This window comes from Leptospira gomenensis (genome assembly GCF_004770155.1).
Taxonomy (GTDB): Bacteria; Spirochaetota; Leptospiria; order Leptospirales; family Leptospiraceae; genus Leptospira; species Leptospira gomenensis.
Genome location: NZ_RQFA01000037.1, coordinates 25030 through 38866 on the forward strand (window position 1 = coordinate 25030; position 13837 = coordinate 38866).

The following is a 13837-nucleotide window of genomic DNA, read 5'->3' on the forward strand; positions in this document are numbered from 1 at the left end:
AAAATGAAATATTTAGTTTTAATTATATTCTGTTTTTCTGTTGTATTTTGTCAGGAAGACAAGCGGCAGTATGAAAAGGAAGATTTCAATCGTCTTTTAGCCAATGCCTTCGTACAGACCAGATCCGACTGCGTTTACTGTACGGATACGCAGGCGTTTCAAGGGAATTGTACCTGTTTTACGCAAATTCCAGTTTGGAGTTGTCAGGGATATTCTTCCGGAAGACAAAAATCCAATTCGTTCAAAATATCCTGCGATGATTTGACATCTAAGGGAATTTGGACGGAGGATCCGGAAAATACGGGTGCGAGGTCCTGCACGTATCTGACCTGTCCTCCCGAAGCGTATCGGGCTGCGTTCACTCCGGATGGATTATAAAATCCAAAAGGATTAGATAAAAAGAAATCCGATTTACAAATCAAGGTTTTTCCGTATCAATGCGGTTTAGGAACGAAACCCGGATTTCGTTCCTAAACGAAAAAAGGAAAGTCGCAAACCTTATGCCATACGTTAACTTACAAGTCGCCGGCCCTCTCACCAAAAAACAAAAAGAGGAAATCGTGAAGGAATTCACGGAAACTCTTCAACGAGTCGCCGGAAAACCTCCCGAAGTCACATACATCGTAATCGAAGAAGTGCCCCGCGAAAACTGGGCCAAAGGAGGAAAACTTCTGGAATAGAAGTATCCTTTACGACATCCGATCCGTTTTCAAGGATAAATTTCGGAAGAAAATTTGTTATCTTTTTGAAAACGGTTCGACCGATTCAAAATAACAAACGGAGGGGAACCGCCGCGTTCCAAGCCATGTCCACTGTATTATTTTCCGTCTCTAAACTCGCAACACTCTTCCTGTTTCCCTTACCGCTATTTCTTTTACTTCTGCTGATTGCCGGAGCCAAGCTCAAACCGTGGAAGGAAAAATTCTCCGTATTGATCCCGACCGTTCTTTTGTGGATCCTTTCCACAAGCACCGTCTCCCAAAAGCTGGTTCAATCTCTGGAAATTTATCATCCTCCCGTTCCGATAGAAAAAGTTCCTAAAGCGGACGTAATACTCGTGTTAGGCGGAATGGTCTCCACCTTGAGCCGCTACGACGAACAAGTAGAACTCTACAACACGGCGGAACGACTGACCGAAACCGTGCGTCTTTATCGCGCGCAAAAGGCTTCTAAAATTCTCTTCTCGGGCGGATCGGGAAATTTATTTTATCAGGAGGTTCCCGAATCCGAACCGGCGGGAAACTTTCTCAAGCAGATGGGAATTCCGGAATCCTCTTTAATCTTAGAATCCAAAAGCCGCAACACTTCCGAAAACGTGTCTTATACGATGGAGTTGTTGAAGGAAAAGAAATGGAAATCTGTGATCCTCGTCACTTCCGCCTTTCATATGAAACGTTCCGTATCTATTTTCGAGAATAAAGGAATCACTCTGTTTCCTTATCCGGTCGATTTTAGGGCGCAAAAACCGGTTTTGACTTTGGATAATTTTTTTCCTTCCACCTTTTGTCTCGAAAACTCGACGATCTCGATCAAGGAATGGATCGGAATTCTCGTGTATAAAATCAGGAATTCGTAAACGATTCGAAAACGCGTAAGGAGCGGAAGAATAATTCCACTTTTCTCTTTCCGTTCCGTATGTTTTCATGGTCTAAACACAGATAAATGAGATTGGAACAATCAAGATGAATCTTAAATTTACGCTCCTCGCAGGGATCATCCTTTTATCCCTCGGCTCCATCGCTTACTTCTCTTCCAAAGAAACTTCTTACACTCTTTTGGACGCTTCGGAACTCGCCGCTTCTCCCGCACGGTATCAGGACGAACTTTTAAGAGTCCGGGGTTTCGTAAAACTCGGTTCGGTGGTTCGCGAAGGCAAGACCGCGAAATTCATCCTGGAATTCGACAATCGACAGATTCCCGTTTTTTTTACCGGCGAATCCATGTTGCCCGATGCGTTTAAGGAAGGCACGCGCGCGCGCGTGGACGGTTATATGAAGGACGGGGTGTTGGTCTCCGATCACGTGGAAGCCAAATGCGCCTCGAAATACGAAGCGGACTATTCGGAAGAAAATAAATAATTCAACTTTTCTAATTCGCATTCGTGCGAAAGGATCCTGGACTTTTGACATGAACGATTTTGGCGCCCTCTGTATCATCTCCTCGTTTGCGATATTGTTATTCTCCGTCGCACAAACCTCTTACGGAATTTGGAAACGGGACTCGCAGGCGATCGAGCTCGGCAGATATACTTTAATGGCGAACTCGGCGGTGATACTACTCGCGTTCGTCGTATTACTCGTCCAACTTTTCCGGACCGATCTCTCCAACTATTACGTGGTGATGCATTCCAACGAACACCTGCCCTTGTTCTACCGACTAACGGGCATTTGGTCCGGCTCTTCGGGATCGCTCCTCTTTTGGAATCTTCTACTTTCCTCATTTACGTTCGTCGTACTCTGGCAAACCCGCGACTTAGTACACGATCGAATTCCCGTCCTAAATCTTACGTTAGCCGTCCTTGGGGCTTTCTTTTCTTATCTCGCCGTTTTTTATCCGGACGCACAACCGTTCCGAGAATTCCAACCGGCCGCAGCAGCAGGCAGAGGACTCAACCCGCTCCTACAACACTGGGCTATGGTGATCCATCCCCCGATCCTTTACGTCGGCTACGTGAGTTTTGCGATCCCTTTCGGAATCGCGGCTTCGGCATTGATCACCGGACATCTATCGGAAAACTGGTTCCGTTTCGTACGAAGATGGACGATCTTCTCTTGGTTCTTTTTGGGAACCGGGATTCTTCTCGGATCCAAATGGGCCTACGAAGAATTGGGCTGGGGCGGCTATTGGGCCTGGGATCCGGTGGAAAACGCTTCGCTGATGCCGTGGCTTTTATCGACCGCGTTTCTTCATTCCATGATTATCCAGGAACGGAGAGGAATGTTAAAGTTTTGGAATATGCTTTTGATCATACTCGCGTTCCACTTCTGTTTATTAGGAACTTGGATTACGCGAAGCGGAGTATTGGAAGGTCCGCACAGTTTTTCCAAATCGACGATCGGTACTCCTTTTATCATTTTTATCGGAGTCAGTTTTTTCTTCTTCGTTGGCTTTCTGATCTATAGAAGAAATTCCTTAAAACCCGAACACAATCTGGAAGCGCTGACCTCCAAAGAGGGAAGTTTTCTTTTTAATAATTTTCTTCTCGTGATCGCGACGCTGGCCATCCTGTTAGGAGTTTTTTCGCCGCTTCTCTACGGAAGAGAATTTAAGGCTCCTTGGTTCAATTCATGGGGAGTTCCCGCGGGAATATTTCTGATACTTTTGATGGGCTCGGCTCCGTTGCTCGCTTGGAGAAAGGGAGCGGATAAGATTTTCTTTACCACTCTCCTCAAACCGTTGTTAGTCGGATTTCTCGGAGCCGGATTGTACGTCCTTTTTTATACGAGAAATTTTACGATCAGCGAATACAGCCTCGGGGACGTATTGGGTGAAGTATATTCCGTAGTTGCGGTCGGCCTCGGAATTTTCACGATATCGGGAATCGCACAGGAATATCACCGCGGAATCTCGGCTCGGAAAACGGCGTATCCCGGGGAAAATTATTTCTTCGCAGGTTTGCGTATGCTTCTTAAAAACAAAAGAAGATACGGCGGATATCTCGTACATCTGGCGATGGTAATTCTTTTTATAGGATATGCGGGAAACGCGTTTAAACAGAATACGTCCATCAAATTCTTTTATTTCTTAAATCCGCCGGAAAAGAACGAAATCGTCTATTCGAGTCAAGATACGGGCGTTTTAGGCAACTACCAGATATCGGCCAACACACTGAAGATCAAACCTCTCGTAAACGGGGATCCGAAAAACGGATTAAATATTCAGAATGTGATCGTATCACACGAGGCTACGTTCCAGATCAAAAGGCACCTGAAGGATTTTTCCACGATGGTCACTGAAAGAAGATTTTATCCGCAGATTTCCCACTTGAGCGGAGAATTCGAAACTCATATTCCGACGAGCGAACCCGCGATCGCCTCCACACCGAAAGAGGACCTCTATATCCAACTCGGTGCGATCGAACATTCGGATCTTTCCGACGAAAATCCCGATCTGCCTTTTCTATTTATGAATTACCTTTTTACCAACGAAAACCAACCGGTGCGTAAACTGGAAAACTTCAATCGTTTTCCGAGACAGATCGTCGCCAATCTGGAAGTATGGGTCAATCCGCTCGTGAAATTTATCTGGGCGGGTTCGATACTTTTCTTTTTTTCGGGACTTCTTATCCTATTACCGATAGGAGAATCCAGAAATTGAAACTTCCATCTTACCTACGTTATTCGCCTTTGCTGCTGATTTTTTGGGCGTATTTATCGGCGCCGTTAACGGCCGATTCCACGTTCACAAATTTGACCGAGCCGGATCAGATCCGGACGTTTCACGAGGTGACGTCGCGAATACGTTGTATCTGCATCCCTTCCATAACGATCAAAAGTTGTTCGTTTAACAATTGTACGGTTTCCGCAAAGTTAAAACTTTTCATAGAGAATCGTATTCAAAAAGGCGAAAACGCAGAAACGATCGTGAATAAGATGGTGAACGGATTCGGAGAAGACGCGTTATCCGATCCGGTGATACGAAAGTTCGCCGAGTCCGGAAATACCGGAATGGTCGAGTCGGTGGTCAACGGTTTCGGCGAGAACATACTCGCTACGCCCGATTCGACTTGGATCAACCTGAGCCTTATCCTCGCGGGGATACTCGGCGTCGTTCTGATCTATTTCTATTGGAAGCGTAAGAGCCCGAACTCCGGTAAAAACGGACTCGATTCCGCCGTTGCGAAAAAGGAGGAAACCTCCTTCCAGAAATATCTTTCCGAAATCGAGGAAAAACAGAAATAATGGATCTTCTACTCATTCCTTTTTACTTCATACTCGCGGGAATACTCGCCGCTCCGTTTTTATACGTTCGTTTTTCCGAAAATAAAAAACGCACCGAATCCGAATCGGACAAACAGGAATTGATCAATAGACGGGAAGTGATCCTGGAGAATCTTCGAGATATCAAAATCGAATTCGACACAGGCAAACTCACCGAATCCGAATTCCAAAGTATATCCGGCGGAATCGTCAAGGACTTGGAGGAATTCGACGACCGCATCCGCAAAATCGCGCAGAACTTATCCGGACCGGTGCAGGACGCGCAAACCTCTTCGGTAGTACCGACCAAATTTTGTCACGAATGCGGATTTAAAATCGAGATCCAAGGAGCGAAGTTTTGTCCGTCCTGCGGAACCAAATTGATCGTATAATCGACGGACATCGGTGCATCACGCCGTATTTCGCATTCGTATTTTCTTTTTTTCTAATATTCGCTTGTTCCGAAAAAAACCTCAAACTCCAAGGAGAATTGAGAAAACTCCCCGAACTGCCTTACTACGGATCAGGATTTTACGTTTCCGCTTCGAAGGTGGATAAAAACGATTTCGAGGAAATCCGTAAGGATTTAAAGAACGAACTCGCCTCCCGAGCCCCAAAAGACGGACCGGAACGTTGGAAGGAAATATCCTCTCTCAACGGTTCGGAAGGAACGTATATTCTGTTCCAGATCGTTCCAGAAACCCGAGTGCTTCCTGAATTCCTGAATTTCGAATTCTCCTTAAACGACAAACCGGCGGAAAAAGTCTGGGGCTACTACGTGCAGACGTTTACTTCGAAAATCAGAAACTCGCGTTATGCGGCTCTTCCCGCCTACGGAACGTTCGCCTATCCGTATCACCCCGGAGCTACAAGCGGCTATTTTGCAGGACCGATCCTATACGATTCGGACGTAACGACCGACACCGAACACATTTACCGTTTTTTGGCGCGTTTTCCAGTGACGAATACCGTCGCTCCTGGAAAGAAAACTTTTTTCCAGGTTGTAACCCCCGCGAAGTCCATTCTTAAATTTGAATATTAGAATACGTTATTTATTTAATTCTAGGAAGTATTCCGATTCTAGGCGTTTCCGTAGTTCCGCGTCGGTTGTGCCCACAAAGGGAATTCCGTATAGGGAGCTACGATATACTTCCAAAACGAAAGGGTAACGAAAACCTTTCGGAAACCGCGTGAGGAAGTTTCCCCTCCCCCTAAACGAAAAATCGAAGATCGCCGCAAAACGTTCCTCCGTCCACAAATCCTCTTCGCTTAACAATCGGATTTCGTAAAAAAAACGGTCCAAATCCGGATCCGAAAGTGAAGAGGAAGTTTCCTCGATAAATTCCTTATATCCTTCCGGGAGAAGACGTATATAGTGCCCGGGAAATCCCTTACCGGGCAGTCGCGCCAAAAACGGGTCGGTAATTCCCAATAAATCGATCCAATGAATTTTCGGTCCTCCGTAATATCCCGCCAAACCTACGTTAGTCGTTATTTGGACGCGTTCTATGGAATTAGAAAAAGCCGGATCCGCCGCCAAACGCCGAATATACGATTGAGCGAAACGTCTAGGGACGCCCCCCTCCGTAGCATTTTTCCCGATTTTCGATCCTGCTTGCGAAAGCGAAATCGCGTATCGCGCCCAAGGGTGCGAGTCGGGGGAATGCCCTCGAATCAGACTTTTTAAGGAACAATCGTCTCTGTAAGACGCCGCTTCGTCCACTACCCCGCTTTCCAAACGGACTTCGTTTTTGGAAAACGTATTCCGAAACGGGGAGGATTTAGAGATAAAAAAAACGAACGCTACGATCGTATAGATGAGGAATCCGATCCGTTTTGCCACGACAGAATTCCGCTCCGACCAGGAGGAAAAAATTTTCGCCAACACGAACAAGGATACGATTAGGCATGTCCCCAAAAATCTCCCCGACATAAAATCTCCGCCGATCCAGAGCAGATACAACGGCACCGGAAACACGGAAGCTCCCCCTACAAATAAATAAATTCTTTCCTCATCGTTCAAAATCCCCTTTCGTTTCGAAAACGACCGGAATAAAACTTCCACGAGCATCAACGACAAGTGAACAAAAAACACGATGGAAGCGACCGGATCCCAACGAAGACCGATCCGAACGTAGTTCCAACCTGCGACCAACCGATCCGAAAGCGGAGATACGACGTTCGTTTTCGCGTAAAAGGTATTCGGCAAAGGGGATCCGTAATAGACCGTCGAAAAACAAAGATACAAAAACCATGGAAATATTCCAATTATGGAATATTTGAGAAATTGAATCCTATTTTCACGATGGGTTTTAAAAAAAAGAAACGGAAGAGGTATGACGAAAAACAGGATCAAATCCAAACGGGTCAGCGCAAGACAAGCGATCAAAAAACCCAACGCTAAAGAATCGCGACGAACTTCTCCGTCCGGAGTTTTTCCCTTTTGCAGACAACGAACGAAATATATCGCCGCACACAAAAGTAGAACGAAGGAAAGCGGATTCTCCAACCCGCTCGTATTATAATCGAAATAGGTTTTGGAACAGAATAGGATCGTGAAAAGAAAAGTTCCCGCGGCGGTTTTCCCTTCCGATTTCCGAAACTGAAAATACCAAAGTAATAACAAAAGAATCCCGCAGACGAAAGAAAGCAGATACGCGGTCCAGGAAATATCGCGAATGAAAGCCTGAACGGGAACGAGCAAAAACAACCAAAGCGGATGGGTGAAAACCTGGACTCGTTCGACGGGGTTCCAGCGCAATCCGTATCCGTTTAGAAAATTATCTACGACTCGGAACGTGATGAAGGAATCGTCGGAAAGCCATGCGTTGTGATAGAATAAAAATACATAAAGAAAAATGAATATAGAAAACGTCGCGTCTTTTAAGGAAATTTTTTTCGTAAAGAAATTTCCGAAAATCGACATCGTTCAGGAATGTCGCTTTCGCAATTCTTCCACGATGTCATGCAGGGAAAGTCCTTGTTCGACGAGAAGAACCTGGAGATGAAACAACAAATCCGCAGCTTCGTGCGTAAGTTCCTTTTTGTCCGCGTTTTTAGCCGCTATGATTACTTCTCCGGCTTCTTCGCCGACCTTTTTCAGGATTCGATCGACCCCGCCGCGGAACAGATCGGCTGTGTAGGATTTATCAGGAAGCTCCTGTTTTCTTTTTTTAAGAATCGTTTCCAGTTGTATCAAAAATTCCATGAATCGGAGGGTTCCTTCGGTAAATCTGCCCCTAGTTTTCCCGACCGACTCCTCGGAGACAACCGTATTTTTACCGATCGAATACAAGAAAACGCTGGCTAAACGATTCGCCCGGCGGTCCTATGATTGACAATGAAGAATTTTGTTTTTGCGTTCGTATCGATACTTTGTTTTTCTCACGCTGATTTAAGCGCCGAAATCCGATGGGAAAAGTCAGTCAAAATCGCCTTTGAAAAAGCAAAGGCGGACGGTAAACCGATCTTTATCGACGTGTACGCGGATTGGTGCGCGTATTGCAAAACCTTAAAGAACGAAATTTATCCAGCAAAGGAAGTTCAAAACGAACTCTCCAAATTCGTAACGCTTTCCCTGGACGGAGACGCATTCCCGAACCTGAAACGAAAATACGGCATCAAAGGTTACCCTTCGATTCTGTTCCTGGACAAAAACGGAAGCCTGATCGATAAGATCACGGGAATGCCCGACACGAAGATGATCCTCAGATCGATCCGGAACGCGTATACCCGTAGAAACCTGGAGAAGGAATATCTGGAAGCGCTAAACAAGGATCCGAACGGAACCAAATCCAATTTTCAAGCTGGCGTATATTACTTCGAAGCGAGAGAATATTCAAAATCCGTAAATTATTTCCGTAAAGTTATAGAATCCAACGATCCCAAAAACGCCGACAAAAAACACGACGCACTCTACAACCTCGGAATTTCCCATCTCGAAAGCGGAAACTTTAAGGCCGCCGTCGAGACGTTCGGCTCGTATTTGGAGAAATATCCCAACGGGGACGTGGCTTCGGTCTTATTTTACAGGGCGAACGCATACGAGGAACTCGGCCGCAAAGAGGAAGCAAAGAACGATTTCCGCAAAACGCTGGAACTGACTTCCGACCCGGAAGAAAAAAAGGATCTACAACTCAGAATCGACGCATTAAATTAGTATATTTTAATATTCTAAAAATCGAATCCCCCAATCGCGCACGTTCCCCGCGCCGAGCGTCACCAGTTTATCCCCAGGTCGCAAGGAACGTCTTAGGATCGGAATCCCTTCTTCGATTTTTTTCGGAAGAATCTCCGGAGTTGTCCGCATTTCTGCGGCGATCATCTCCGTTTCCACTCCTTCCATCGGGTTCTCTCCCGCGGAATAAATCGGTAGGAGATAAACTTTTTCTCCAAGATCCAAACTGGACGCGAATTCCCGATATAGATTCTGTGTGCGCGTATAACGGTGCGGTTGAAACAGGATAACCGCCCTTCCGTCCTTTTTTAATCCTTCCATAGATCGAATCACCGCTTTGATTTCGGTGGGATGATGACCGTAGTCGTCGTAAACTTCCACCCCGTCCCGATTCCCCAGATACTCCAACCTACGGCTTACGCCGGAATAATCCCCTACGACCGAAACAAGCTGTTCCGTTTTCGAACCAGCCTCCGAAGCGGCCAGAATTCCGGCGAGTGCGTTTTTAAGATAATGTTCCCCGGGATACTTTAAAGAAAACGAATATTCACTTTTTTGAAAATTAAATCGTAGAATTTGACCCTCGATCGTATATGAAACGATTTGGGAGGCCTCGAGGCCGAGAGAGGAAAGAAAAGGATCCGAAGCCGGGTCGGAAGCGGAGGAGAACCCGAGAATTCTGGATCGATCCTTCAGAAGGAGAACCGAATCCCGAATACCGACGTCGTCCAGATTGAGGATCAACCGGTCTCGGGCTTTTTCCATATAACGAGCGAATGCGTTTAACAAATTGGTGCGATTCTGATAATAGTCGAGATGATCCTCGTCCACGTTAGTAAGAATTCTTACCGAAGCGTCGTGATTGTTGAACGTTCCATCCGATTCGTCGGATTCGAAAACCGCCCAAGCACCCTTCCCCCAACGCCCGCCTCTTCCGTTTAAAAAAGCGACCTCTCCGCCCACCATAACGGAAGGAGAAGCCCCGCACCTTTCGAGAAGAAAGGCGGTCATCGCGGTAGTCGTCGTTTTTCCGTGCGAACCCGCGACGGAAATTTGTTTTTTTTCGGACATGACTTCGTGCAACAACGCAGAGCGATGAAGGAGCGGAATCCCCTCGTCCTTAAACTTTTTTACTAGTGGATGCGAATCGAGTCTGATTGCGGACGAATATACGGCAAGGTCGTAATCGTCGGCTTTTAATACGTCGTCTTTTCCGAGGACCTGCGCCCCGTCTTCGATCAACTTAGAGACCGTATCGGAGATTTTACCGTCGTATCCGGAAACCTTCATCCCCTTGCTCAAAAGCAAAAAGGCGAGAGAAGACATTCCGGATCCTCCGATTCCTAAAAAGAACGGCCTCTGATAGGATTCGTACCCCTCTTTCATATCAGTCGAGGGAGAAAAAGTATTTAGCGGTGTCTTTGGACGCGTCCACGTGCGAACACTGAAGCGAGCTGATGGACATGTCGTTTAACAAAGATACGTTATTCGCCATTTGATCCAATATCCGAAAAAGATGTGATTCGTCTTCGTCCTTCTGATCCAACACGATGGCCGCTCCGTTCATTTCGAAATACTTCGCGTTTGCCATCTGATGATCGTCTTTGGCAAACGGATACGGAATCAGGATCATGGGAAGCGCGAACGCCGCACATTCGGACAAGACCCCGGAGCCGGAACGGGCGATCACGAAATTGGCCCATTCGTAGTGTTCCTTCATATTGTCCGAGTAGGATATCAATTCGGCGTCCTTGTCCTTTTTCGTTTTTTGGGAGACTTCCTCGTACAACGCGGTTCCAGTCAGCAAACGGAATCGGAACTGAGTGTTGATCTCTTCGTGGCTCATCAGCCCAAGCACTATGTTGTTGACCTGCCTCGCCCCCTGACTTCCGCCCATGACGAGCACGTTGAACTGCTTTTTCTTTTTCGTGTCGTATTTTTCGGAAAATTTAAGCGACATCTTTGGGATCGTTTTTTTACGGAGCGGATTTCCGAGCACCTGCCAATCGCACGGAATTTTGGAATCCTTAGGCGGAAAACTGAAAGCCGCCTTATCGGCGAACCGAAAGAACAGACGATTCACGTTTCCGGGAACGGTGTTCTGTTCGCAAAGGTAGATCTTTTTTTTAAATAGAATCCCGTAGAGTATCGAGGACACCGTCGAATATCCGCCCATTCCGACGACCGCATCTACTTGCAATTTTTTGAATATATAAAAGGTTCTGAGTATATGATACGCATAACGGAACGGGAACAGAAGAATGTTACTGGAAAGCGGCGGAAGATCGTGCCAAAGGACGGGACAAGGAGCTTGTTCCAAATCGGGATTGTTCCGGTTCCGCTCCAAGGAGAAAAGATATAAGTTTTCGAATCCGATTTTCTCTTTCAAATCGGTTAACACTTCCGCCAAGGCTACTCCGGGAGAAATATGTCCCCCGGTTCCGCCGGCCGCGATTACGATCGATCTCATAGACCTAAGTTTTCCTTTCGGGTAATATTGACAAGAATTCCTAACGAAATCAACACGATGAGGATCGACGACCCTCCGTAACTGACGAAAGGAAGACTGATTCCGGTAATCGGAAAAATTCCGGTGACCACGAACATGTTGATGATGAACTGAGTTCCTAGGACGATCAGGATTCCGGCGCCCAGATAAAAACCGAACGGATCCTGAACTTTTTGGATCAGATAAAAAGAGCGGAATAACAACAATAGGATCAAGGATATAAAAACCATAAATCCTATAAAACCGAAATCCTCTACGAAGGTCGCGAGAACGAAATCCGTGTGGCTGTAGGTTAGATATCGATGCGCGTATCCTGCCGCCAGTTTATTTCCGAACCAACCTCCGTCCAAAAACGCACGAAACGATGTAACCAGCTGATGCCCTTCGTCGAAACGGTAACGATACGGATCCAACCAAACTTCCACCCTTTTCTTACGATAACCGACACGGTCGATAAGAACGTATATGAGCGGGAGCGAAACGATTCCAGCGATCAAAAGATTGCGGAAGGGGAAACCGAACAGAAATATAAATCCTAAAATCACGAAAAGTATTTCCAACGTGGTACCGAACGCGGGTTCGACCAAAATCAATACGATCACGGTCAAAAGCAACGCCGCCGGAAATATTAGCTTTTTGTAATCTGGCGTAGATTCAAGTTTCAGTTTTTGAAACAAGGAAGCGAGATACACGAGCACGGCTACTTTCGCAACCTCGGAAGGTTGCAGCTGATACGGACCGATCGCAATCCATCGATGGAAGTTCCTTCCGTAATAGGTCGAAACCGATTTCCCCACTCCGGGGATGAACACCAAAATCAAAAGTACGATCGCGGCGATCATCCCGAAAGCAGCGAGTTTTTCCAATCTACGATACGGAAACAACGAGAAAAAAAAGAAAAAACAAAGCCCGATACAACTCCAAACGGCCTGTTTTTTCAGAAAATATTCGGAATCCTTAAACTCTCTCCAAGCGGTGATACTCGAAGAGGAATACATCGCACAAAGTCCGGTGAAAAGAAGTACGAAAACGGTCAGGACCAGAAGCGGATCCAAGGAACTTCTTCCGGGAAGCCAAACCTCCCTCCACTTTTTTACGATCCAATCGATCATTGAATTTTCAAAGTGGAAAGGGATATGATCGCAAGGATCACCGCGATGATCCAAAATCGGATGACGATTTTCGTCTCCTTGACTCCGCCCAATTCGAAGTGATGATGTAAAGGCGCCATCTTGAAGATACGTTTTCCCGTCAGTTTAAACGAACCCACTTGTAGAATGACGGATAACGCTTCGGAAACGAAGATCGCTCCGAGAATCAAAAGTAGGATCTCCTTTTTCAGAAGGATCACGATCATTCCCAAGGTCGCGCCCAAAAACAGGGAACCGGTATCGCCCATAAAAACCTGGGCCGGATGCGCGTTAAACCATAGAAAACCGAGGAGCGCACCGGCGAGCGCCGATAAAAAAACCGAATATTCGTGCGCTCCGGGTAGATACGGAATGTTCAGATAATTCGCCACGATCGGCGTACCCGAAAAGTAGGCGATGATTCCCAAAGTAACGACGGCGATCGCGACCGTCCCCGTGGCAAGTCCGTCCAATCCGTCGGTGAGATTTACCGCGTGCGAAGAACCGATGATAACAAGAATCGAAAACGGGATCGCAAAAATTCCCAAAGCCAAAACCGGACCTTTGACGAACGGAAAAAACAAATCCGTCAATTCAAACGGAATTTTTCCGGAATGTCCGACCGGCGTGACACCTGTATGATAAAAAAATAATATACAAAACGCGAACGAAATCAGGATGGAAAGTACGAACTTAGTGCGGGCCCGCATCCCGCCCTTGATCTTTTTGACCGATTTCATATAATCGTCCGCGAAACCCAGGGCGGAAAATAATATCGCAAACACCGTCAATATTACTATATTAGGATTTTTTAAATTTCCCCAGAGTAGGACCGACAACAAAAGGGAACCGATGATCAACAACCCTCCCATCGTGGGGGTTCCTTTTTTCGCTTCGTGCGATTTCGGACCGTCGTCGCGGACGGATTCTCGGAACTTAAGACCGTAGAGAAAATCTATGATTCTTCCTCCGAACCAGAACGTCACGAACATGGAAGTCAAACCCGCCATCAACGCGCGAAAAGTTACGTAACTGAAGATTCTCAGGGAATCCAGATGATTGAAGTACAAGTCGTAAAGATAATAAAACATGAAATAACCCG

Annotated in this window: 15 protein-coding genes; 9 read left to right on the forward strand and 6 right to left on the reverse strand. The window is 46.3% G+C overall.

Features of this window, described 5'->3' with window-relative positions; genetic code table 11:
• The first annotated feature begins 3 nt into the window (after positions 1–3).
• From EHQ17_RS08490 to EHQ17_RS08525, 8 genes are all read left to right on the forward strand, one after another.
• A complete protein-coding gene (locus EHQ17_RS08490; protein ID WP_135591040.1) occupies positions 4–378 on the forward strand; it encodes a hypothetical protein in 375 nt (124 codons plus the stop codon).
• Between the two features lie 122 nt (positions 379–500).
• Entirely contained in the window at positions 501–680 is a 180-nt protein-coding gene (locus EHQ17_RS08495) for a tautomerase family protein (protein ID WP_100746049.1), read from the forward strand.
• A gap of 125 nt (positions 681–805) precedes the next feature.
• Positions 806–1576 carry a YdcF family protein gene (locus EHQ17_RS08500; protein ID WP_135591088.1) on the forward strand — a complete coding sequence of 257 codons (771 nt, stop codon included), beginning with the start codon at positions 806–808 and terminating at the stop codon, positions 1574–1576.
• A 106-nt stretch (positions 1577–1682) separates the two neighbouring features.
• Complete coding sequence (locus EHQ17_RS08505; protein ID WP_135591042.1) at positions 1683–2078, forward strand: cytochrome c maturation protein CcmE domain-containing protein; 396 nt, start codon at positions 1683–1685, stop codon at positions 2076–2078.
• A 49-nt stretch (positions 2079–2127) separates the two neighbouring features.
• Positions 2128–4317, forward strand: coding sequence for a heme lyase CcmF/NrfE family subunit (locus EHQ17_RS08510; protein ID WP_135591044.1), 2190 nt, complete (start codon positions 2128–2130; stop codon positions 4315–4317).
• Between the two features lie 29 nt (positions 4318–4346).
• Positions 4347–4901 (forward strand): cytochrome c-type biogenesis protein, encoded by a 555-nt coding sequence (locus EHQ17_RS08515; RefSeq protein WP_425460694.1) that lies wholly within the window; start codon positions 4347–4349, stop codon positions 4899–4901.
• On the forward strand, positions 4901–5311 hold the full coding sequence (locus EHQ17_RS08520; RefSeq protein WP_135591048.1) for a zinc ribbon domain-containing protein: 411 nt from the start codon (positions 4901–4903) through the stop codon (positions 5309–5311). Before EHQ17_RS08515 ends, EHQ17_RS08520 begins: the two co-directional genes overlap by 1 nt.
• Positions 5278–5961, forward strand: coding sequence for a hypothetical protein (locus tag EHQ17_RS08525; protein ID WP_425460690.1), 684 nt, complete (start codon positions 5278–5280; stop codon positions 5959–5961). The genes EHQ17_RS08520 and EHQ17_RS08525 overlap by 34 nt, the downstream gene beginning before the upstream one ends.
• Positions 5962–5967: 6 nt before the next feature.
• Here the strand turns inward: EHQ17_RS08525 and EHQ17_RS08530 are convergent, their stop codons facing one another.
• Both EHQ17_RS08530 and hisE read right to left on the reverse strand, forming a co-directional pair.
• Entirely contained in the window at positions 5968–7845 is a 1878-nt protein-coding gene (locus EHQ17_RS08530; RefSeq protein WP_135591050.1) for a hypothetical protein, read from the reverse strand.
• 3 nt (positions 7846–7848) lie between these two features.
• Complete coding sequence (gene hisE / locus EHQ17_RS08535) at positions 7849–8127, reverse strand: phosphoribosyl-ATP diphosphatase (protein WP_135591052.1); 279 nt, start codon at positions 8125–8127, stop codon at positions 7849–7851.
• A gap of 132 nt (positions 8128–8259) precedes the next feature.
• Between hisE and EHQ17_RS08540 the strand changes: the two genes are divergently transcribed.
• Complete coding sequence (locus tag EHQ17_RS08540) at positions 8260–9078, forward strand: thioredoxin family protein (protein WP_135591054.1); 819 nt, start codon at positions 8260–8262, stop codon at positions 9076–9078.
• Between the two features lie 6 nt (positions 9079–9084).
• Here EHQ17_RS08540 and murC read toward each other — a convergent pair whose 3' ends face one another.
• The 4 genes from murC to mraY are packed head-to-tail and all read right to left on the reverse strand — an operon-like array spanning position 9085 to position 13826.
• Positions 9085–10482: a UDP-N-acetylmuramate--L-alanine ligase gene (gene murC / locus EHQ17_RS08545; RefSeq protein ID WP_135591057.1), complete on the reverse strand. Its 1398-nt coding sequence runs from the start codon at positions 10480–10482 to the stop codon at positions 9085–9087.
• 1 nt (position 10483) lies between these two features.
• On the reverse strand, positions 10484–11566 hold the full coding sequence (locus EHQ17_RS08550; protein WP_135591059.1) for a UDP-N-acetylglucosamine--N-acetylmuramyl-(pentapeptide) pyrophosphoryl-undecaprenol N-acetylglucosamine transferase: 1083 nt from the start codon (positions 11564–11566) through the stop codon (positions 10484–10486).
• Positions 11563–12717, reverse strand: coding sequence for an FtsW/RodA/SpoVE family cell cycle protein (locus EHQ17_RS08555; protein ID WP_135591061.1), 1155 nt, complete (start codon positions 12715–12717; stop codon positions 11563–11565). Before EHQ17_RS08555 ends, EHQ17_RS08550 begins: the two co-directional genes overlap by 4 nt.
• On the reverse strand, positions 12714–13826 hold the full coding sequence (mraY, locus tag EHQ17_RS08560; RefSeq protein ID WP_135591063.1) for a phospho-N-acetylmuramoyl-pentapeptide-transferase: 1113 nt from the start codon (positions 13824–13826) through the stop codon (positions 12714–12716). The genes EHQ17_RS08555 and mraY overlap by 4 nt, the downstream gene beginning before the upstream one ends.
• Positions 13827–13837: the final 11 nt, after the last annotated feature.

Coding starts and splice junctions, on each gene's coding strand:
- EHQ17_RS08555 (WP_135591061.1), bottom strand. CDS start 12,717: ATGATCGATTGGATCGTAAAAAAGTGGAGGGAGGTTTGGCTTCCCGGA.
- hisE (WP_135591052.1), bottom strand. CDS start 8,127: ATGGAATTTTTGATACAACTGGAAACGATTCTTAAAAAAAGAAAACAG.
- EHQ17_RS08495 (WP_100746049.1), top strand. CDS start 501: ATGCCATACGTTAACTTACAAGTCGCCGGCCCTCTCACCAAAAAACAA.
- EHQ17_RS08520 (WP_135591048.1), top strand. CDS start 4,901: ATGGATCTTCTACTCATTCCTTTTTACTTCATACTCGCGGGAATACTC.
- EHQ17_RS08510 (WP_135591044.1), top strand. CDS start 2,128: ATGAACGATTTTGGCGCCCTCTGTATCATCTCCTCGTTTGCGATATTG.
- EHQ17_RS08550 (WP_135591059.1), bottom strand. CDS start 11,566: ATGAGATCGATCGTAATCGCGGCCGGCGGAACCGGGGGACATATTTCT.
- EHQ17_RS08540 (WP_135591054.1), top strand. CDS start 8,260: ATGAAGAATTTTGTTTTTGCGTTCGTATCGATACTTTGTTTTTCTCAC.
- murC (WP_135591057.1), bottom strand. CDS start 10,482: ATGAAAGAGGGGTACGAATCCTATCAGAGGCCGTTCTTTTTAGGAATC.
- EHQ17_RS08505 (WP_135591042.1), top strand. CDS start 1,683: ATGAATCTTAAATTTACGCTCCTCGCAGGGATCATCCTTTTATCCCTC.
- EHQ17_RS08530 (WP_135591050.1), bottom strand. CDS start 7,845: ATGTCGATTTTCGGAAATTTCTTTACGAAAAAAATTTCCTTAAAAGAC.
- mraY (WP_135591063.1), bottom strand. CDS start 13,826: ATGTTTTATTATCTTTACGACTTGTACTTCAATCATCTGGATTCCCTG.
- EHQ17_RS08500 (WP_135591088.1), top strand. CDS start 806: ATGTCCACTGTATTATTTTCCGTCTCTAAACTCGCAACACTCTTCCTG.
- EHQ17_RS08490 (WP_135591040.1), top strand. CDS start 4: ATGAAATATTTAGTTTTAATTATATTCTGTTTTTCTGTTGTATTTTGT.